The following is a 5,439-nucleotide window of genomic DNA, read 5'->3' as shown; positions in this document are numbered from 1 at the left end:
GGAAACCGGAATTTCGCTGCAACACCCACGAACGGCTGCATTTCAGAACTGATCAGAGGCGGAGCCGTGGTTGGCTCCGTCCCTTTAAGGGCCTTCTCGGAAGAGCTCCTCCCCCATGATGCCGTTCTTCATGGTGCCGTCGGTCGCGCCGAGGTCGCCACCGAAGAGTTTCAAGTTCTCACGAACTGCCTCCAGAAGGGCGAGGCGTTCGGCGGGGGAGGTTTCGGCCCATTTCTGAGGGTCGAGGCTGGAAAGGGCATCAGCGGCGTTCATGGCTGGTCTCTCTGGGAAGATGGGGGGCTATGTCTGGTGGTTATGTGAAGCCTTGCACGGCCCGCGACAAAGCCGGATCATGCCAATACCATGCCGGATCGTGCCAACCGACCTTCGACCACTGGAAATGCTCGGTGAATCGGCCGATTGGAAAGACAGACCAATTCACGGAGATCCGAGATGAGGAAACGCGAGAGATACCTGGTTGCGGATGCGACCCGAGCCGCGGCACAGATCCTGGGCGTCTCGCCGGAGCGGGTTCTGCGCCGGGCGGGATTGCCGGAGGACCACCTGGCTGCGGAAACGCGCGGTGTGACGGCGCGGGAGTGGTTCGCGCTGTGGGAGGCGATGGAGGCCGAATATGTGGGCGAGGATATCGCCACCCGTCTCGGGCAGGCCTTTGCTCGTGGGCCTTTTGTTCCGCCAATCTTTGCCTTTTCCTGCTCGCCCAATATCGAGATGGGGTTGACCCGGCTGGCGCTGTTCAAGCCGCTGATCGGGCCGATCAGGCTGGACGTGACGCGGCAGGAGGATGCCGTGATCGTCACCTACACATCCGTGGATCCGGAGGTGCCGATGCCAGCGGCCTGTGCACGGTTTGAGGCGGCGTATTTCGTAGAATGCTGCCGGATCTTCACCGGAGAGCAAATCGTTCCGCTCGAGATCGGCATGATCGGCGAACCCGAAGCCTGGGCGCCTCTTTCCCCGATGCTGGAGGTCGAGCCGACCCCGGCCGAGAATTTCCACCTGACCTTCAGCCTGCAGGACGCAACCCTGCCGCTGATTACGCAGAACGAGGAGCTATGGGCCGGTTTCGAAGAAAGCCTGCGCAAGAAGATGCTGAATCGCAATGTCAGCGTCGAGATTACAGAGCGGGTGCGCAACGCATTGCTGGAGGCGCTGCCCTCGGGGCATAGCACCGTGGATGATGTCTGCAAGCGGCTGCACCTGTCCAAGCGCACGCTCCAGCGCAAGTTGAAGGACGAAGGCCGGACCTTTCAGGAGGTGCTGGACGAGACTCGCTCGGACCTGTCGCATCACTACCTCAAGCAGCCGGGTTTGAGCGTGGTTGAGATTTCCTACCTTGTCGGCTTCCAGGATCCTGGCTCCTTCTACCGCGCCTTCCAGGGCTGGACCGGGCAGACCCCGGCGGATGTGCGCAACCAGTTTCTGAACTGAGGATTGGCGCCATCCGGCATAGGTTTGGCACGTCTGGCGATTTCACAAAGCGGCCGGACGTCCTAACTTCTTCCCTGTAGGCAGCGACCTTCGGGGCCGCAAACACCAGACAGCGACCAGCCGATACGACCGGGTTTTACCCGAACGATGCCGGTTTGCCCGAACTCAGGAGTGAGACATGCAGGACTTCAACAACAAGGTCGTGGTCATCACCGGCGGCGCCACCGGCATCGGCAAGGGTTTTGCCAAGGCCTTCGGGCTGGAAGGCGCGAAGATCGTGCTGAACGGTCGTCGTCAGGAACGGCTCGACGAGGCGCAAGCCGAACTGGAAGCGCTCGGAATCGAGGTCGCCACGCTCGCGGGCGATGTGACCGATCCGCAAGGTATTGAAGCGTTGGCCGAATTCGCCTGGGCCTGGAAGGGCAAGGTTGACGTGCTGATCAACAATGCCGGCATGATGGTCCCCTACGCCCCCGTGCTGCAGATGCCTCTCGAGCATTTCCGCGCCATCTACGAGGTGAATTTCTTCTCCGTCGTGGTCGCCTCGCAAATCTTTGGCAGGCGCTTCCTCGAAAAGGGCACGCCGGCGGCGATCTACAATGTCGGCTCCGAGAATTCGCTCTTCCACGGCACGCCGATGAATGGCGCCTATGTCGGCACCAAGCATTCGGTCTATGCGATCACGCACAGCCTACGTGAGGAACTGCCCGAATTCATCGACGTCTCGCTGATCTGCCCCGGCTTCGTGATGTCCGAGCTTGGCCCGAAGGAGAACATGCAGCACGGCATGCCGACCGATGAATACATCGCCATCGCGATGAAACAGATCAAGGACGGAGAGTTCTGGGTCGTCTCCCACGCCTATAACATGGTCCGCATCTGCGAGAAGTTCGACCAACTGGAACAGGCCTACGCCACCTATGCCCCGCGCTACGAGGGCGACCAGCAATATGACGTGCGCACCGTCGTGCAGCCGATCCTCGAAGAGCAGATGGGCGTGAAGCTCACCCCCGTCGCTGAACCACCCGGAACACCCACGGGAGGCGACCGCGCCTCCCGCATGCAAAGGACACCCCATGCCCCGTAAGAAACAACACATCGACGCCGCGACCGCCGCCAAGGACGCCTCGGGCAAGATCTACATCGTCACCGGCGCCAATTCCGGCGTTGGCCTAGAAACCACGCGCCAGCTTGTGAAACAGGGCGGGCATGTGGTCATGGCCTGCCGCCGCGTTGCCGCCGGTGAAGAGGCCGCCGCGAGTATGGCCGGCCTGAGGGGCTCCACCGAGGTTCTGGAATGCGACCTCGCCGATCTCGCCTCGGTGCGCCGCTTTGTCGACGCCTTCAAGGCCTCGCATGAGCGGCTGCACGGGCTGATGTGCAATGCCGGGATGGTCTCGATGGAAAGCGCGCCGATCTACACGAAGGACGGGTTCGAGCTGACCATGGCGGCAAGTTTCTTCGGCCATTTCCTGATGACGGAACTGCTGCTCGACACGCTCAAGGCCTCCGCGCCTTCGCGGATCGGCATCCTGTCTTCGGTGGTCCATGCAGGCACGCCGAAGAACCGGCCCGCAATCCATCTCGACGATCTGAATTTCCAGGGCCGCGACTTCAACAACTTCGCCGCCTATGGCGAGGCCAAACTCGCCTGCGTGCTCTATGCAAAGGAACTTGCCGAACGCCTCGAAGGCACTCGCGTCACCACCGCTTCGATTCATCCCGGCTGGGCGCGGTCGAATTTCGGCTCCGGAGGCAGTTTCCTGATGCGCACGGCCATGACGATGATGCGCCCGCTGACCCGCTCAATCTCCGACAGCAACGAGGAATCAGCCCAGACCGCCCTGCATGTCCTGCTCTCCGATGACGCCCCGAACCATACCGGCGCCTATTTCAGCCAATGGTCGATCCTCTACCGCGACAAGACCCTGAACAAGGGTGGCTGGCCGATGCAATCCCCGAACCCGAATGCCCACGACATGGACACCGCCCGGGCGCTGACCGCAAAGGCCCGCGAACTGGTCGGGCTGACCGACGCAGCCCCCGGCAAAGCCGCCTGATCCGCCCCTCGCGGAAATCAGGCCCGCGTGTCCCGTTCAATCGGGATGCGGCTCTTTCTTCCGCCACGCAAACCGTGCCAACTCGATTGGCACAATCCCCCATGACATTGGCGCGATCCGCCAATGCGCTGGATCGCACCTCGCCCTACATAAGGTTCAACGAAACGACAGCCCCCAAGGAAACGAGATCATGACCCCGACAATCCTCATCACCGGCGCCTCCTCCGGCATTGGCAAGGAAACCGCCAAGCTTTTCGCCTCCCGCGGCTGGAATGTCGTTGCCACCATGCGCAAACCCGAGGCGGAAGAAGAGCTGAGCCAGATCGACAACATCCTCGTCACCCGCCTCGACGTGACCGACCCAGCGTCCATCGAGGCTGCGGTCAACGCAGGTATCGAGCAGTTTGGAAAGATCGAAACGCTGCTGAACAACGCAGGCTACGGCGCCTACGGCCCGCTCGAAGCCTTCCCGATGGACCGCATCCGCCGCCAGTTCGACACCAATGTGATCGGCCTGCTGGAGACCACGAAAGCCGTGCTGCCGCATCTGCGCAAGCAGGGTTCCGGCACCATCGTCAACATCTCCTCCATCGGCGGGCAGATGACCTTCCCGCTCGGCACGTTGTATCATGGCACCAAGTTCGCCGTCGAAGGCATCTCCGAAGCCCTTCACTACGAGTTGGAGGCGGCCGGCATCAAGGTCAAGATCGTCGAACCCGGCATGATCAATACCGATTTCGGCGGCCGGAGCTTCGACATGGTCAATGATGAGAGCATGACCGAATACCAACCCGTCGTGCAGGCCCTGTTCGGCGCCTGGTCCGGCGAGCAGACTGGCTCCGACCCCATCGTCGTGGCCGAGGTAATCTGGAACGCCGTGACCGATAGCACCGACACCCTGCGCTACCGGGCGGGCGCCGACGCCGTCGAGCTGCTCGACAACCGTAAGGCGCTGGATGACGCCACTTTCATCGGCGGTCTCAAGGCCCAACTCGGCCTCGACAAGATCTGATCCCACGCCGGCCTTCAGAAAGGAATTCCCCAATGTTCACAGTTGATACGTCGAAACCCGTCATGGTCACCGGCGCCACTGGTTATGTCGCCGGCTGGATCGTCAAGGGCCTGCTGGAGGCCGGCGCTACCGTCCACGCGCCCGTCCGCAACCCGGACAATCCCGACAAGGTGAAACACCTCCTGGAAATAGCCCGAGAGACCTCGGGCGAACTGAAACTTTTCAAGGCCGACCTGTTGGCGATGGGTTCCTACGCCGAGGCGATGGAGGGCTGCGGCGTGGTTTTCCATACCGCCTCGCCCTTCACCGTCGACGTGAAGGACCCGCAGGCAGAGCTGATCGATCCAGCCGTGAACGGCACGAAAAACGTTCTGGAACAGGCGAACAAGACCGACAGTGTGACCCGCGTGGTGCTGACCTCCTCCTGCGCGGCGATCTATGGCGACAATGTCGATTGCGCCGCCGCCGGTGGCCGGATTGATGAGAGCGTGTGGAACGCCTCCTCCACAATCGACCACAACGCCTATAGCTACTCCAAGACGCTTGCCGAACGGGAGGCCTGGAAGATTGCCGATGCGCAGGATCGCTGGAAGCTGGTCGTCATCAATCCCAGCCTCGTGATCGGCCCGGCGCTACAGGACAAGCCCACCTCCGAGAGTTTCAACCTGGTTCGCCAGATGGGCGATGGCAGCCTGAAGGCGGGCGCACCGAAATGGGGCTTCGGCGCTGTCGACGTGCGCGACCTCGCCCAGGCCCACCTCGCCGCCGCCCATCTGACGGAGGCGCACGGACGCAACATCATCTCGGCCCATGAAACCAGTCTTTTCGACATGTCGCAGGAGCTCAATGCGAGCTTCGCCGACTACCCGCTGCCCGCCCGTGCCCTGCCGAAATGGCTCGTCTGGCTTGCCGGCC

Annotated in this window: 6 protein-coding genes; 5 read left to right on the top strand and 1 reads right to left on the bottom strand. The window is 62.2% G+C overall.

Annotated features, from left to right (window positions below):
* Positions 1 to 84: 84 nt before the first annotated feature.
* A complete protein-coding gene (locus tag R3X27_RS25225; protein WP_317711673.1) occupies positions 85 to 273 on the bottom strand; it encodes a hypothetical protein in 189 nt (62 codons plus the stop codon).
* 180 nt (positions 274 to 453) lie between these two features.
* On the opposite strand from R3X27_RS25225, the gene R3X27_RS25220 reads away from it, so the two are divergent.
* The 5 genes from R3X27_RS25220 to R3X27_RS25200 all read left to right on the top strand — a co-directional run.
* Positions 454 to 1,452, top strand: coding sequence for an AraC family transcriptional regulator (locus R3X27_RS25220; RefSeq protein WP_317711672.1), 999 nt, complete (start codon positions 454 to 456; stop codon positions 1,450 to 1,452).
* Between the two features lie 178 nt (positions 1,453 to 1,630).
* Positions 1,631 to 2,539, top strand: a complete 909-nt coding sequence (locus R3X27_RS25215) for an SDR family oxidoreductase (protein ID WP_317711671.1) — start codon at positions 1,631 to 1,633, stop codon at positions 2,537 to 2,539.
* Entirely contained in the window at positions 2,529 to 3,512 is a 984-nt protein-coding gene (locus R3X27_RS25210) for an SDR family oxidoreductase (RefSeq protein ID WP_317711670.1), read from the top strand. The genes R3X27_RS25215 and R3X27_RS25210 overlap by 11 nt, the downstream gene beginning before the upstream one ends.
* Before the next feature lie 190 nt (positions 3,513 to 3,702).
* Positions 3,703 to 4,524 (top strand): SDR family oxidoreductase, encoded by an 822-nt coding sequence (locus R3X27_RS25205; protein ID WP_317711669.1) that lies wholly within the window; start codon positions 3,703 to 3,705, stop codon positions 4,522 to 4,524.
* A gap of 32 nt (positions 4,525 to 4,556) precedes the next feature.
* On the top strand, positions 4,557 to 5,439 hold an 883-nt coding region (locus tag R3X27_RS25200; RefSeq protein WP_317711668.1), incomplete at its 3' end, for an NAD-dependent epimerase/dehydratase family protein.

Origin of the sequence: Tropicimonas sp. TH_r6, assembly GCF_033101155.1 — a bacterium.
In the GTDB taxonomy this organism is placed as follows: Bacteria; Pseudomonadota; Alphaproteobacteria; order Rhodobacterales; family Rhodobacteraceae; genus Tropicimonas.
Note: the sequence above shows the minus strand (reverse complement) of the source record. Positions and strands in the feature narration are given on the sequence as shown.

Bases quoted from the DNA above. Each gene is read 5' to 3' on its own strand.
- R3X27_RS25225 (WP_317711673.1), bottom strand. From the start codon at position 273: ATGAACGCCGCTGATGCCCTTTCCAGCCTCGACCCTCAGAAATGGGCC.
- R3X27_RS25220 (WP_317711672.1), top strand. From the start codon at position 454: ATGAGGAAACGCGAGAGATACCTGGTTGCGGATGCGACCCGAGCCGCG.
- R3X27_RS25215 (WP_317711671.1), top strand. From the start codon at position 1,631: ATGCAGGACTTCAACAACAAGGTCGTGGTCATCACCGGCGGCGCCACC.
- R3X27_RS25210 (WP_317711670.1), top strand. From the start codon at position 2,529: ATGCCCCGTAAGAAACAACACATCGACGCCGCGACCGCCGCCAAGGAC.
- R3X27_RS25205 (WP_317711669.1), top strand. From the start codon at position 3,703: ATGACCCCGACAATCCTCATCACCGGCGCCTCCTCCGGCATTGGCAAG.